1 protein-coding gene is annotated in these 598 nt (G+C 66.9%); it reads right to left on the bottom strand.

Annotation, left to right across the window (positions count from 1 at the left end):
- Positions 1-32: 32 nt before the first annotated feature.
- Positions 33-598, bottom strand: a 566-nt coding sequence (locus tag AACY52_RS29410; RefSeq protein WP_339561235.1) for a GNAT family N-acetyltransferase, incomplete at its 5' end; no start/stop codon positions are given.

Raw genomic sequence — 598 nt, forward strand, 5'->3', positions numbered from 1 at the left:
GACGAAAAGCGGGCGAACCAGGCGTATGGACATCAGGCAGGCCGATCGATGCGATAGAGAATGTGGCGCTTGAGCGGGCTGCCCTCCGGGACAGCGGGATGATCGAAATCGCCGCCTTCGACGCGGGAGAGGCCGAGCCGCTCCATCAGGCCCCAACTGCGCGTGTTGGCGGCGACGGTGATCGCGGTGATGCGCGGTGCATCCAGATGGCCCCAGCCCCAGGCCAGGCTCGCCTCGGCCGCCTCGCGCGCATAGCCCTGCCCCCACGTATCGCGGCGCAAGCGCCAGCCTATCTCGATCTCGCCTTCGAGAAAGTCATATCCCTGCTGCAGGCCGCAAAACCCGAGAAAGGCGGCGTCGCTCTTGCGTTCGATCGCCCAGAAGCAGCAGCCCGCTTCGGCCTGCCGCGCGACGCAACGTTCATAGGCCGCGCGCGCCTGGTCGAGCGTCATCAAGGGGCCGAGATAGCGCATGACCTCTTCGTCCTGGCCCATTGCATGGAACGGCGCGACATCGGCTTCGCGCCAGCCGCGCAAGGTAAGGCGCGGCGTCTCGATCATGGGGCGGGGCGGTCGATCACATAGACGACGCTGTCGAG

The organism is Pseudomonas sp. EA_65y_Pfl1_P113 (assembly GCF_963970525.1).
Lineage (GTDB): Bacteria > Pseudomonadota > Gammaproteobacteria > Pseudomonadales > Pseudomonadaceae > Aquipseudomonas > Aquipseudomonas tritici.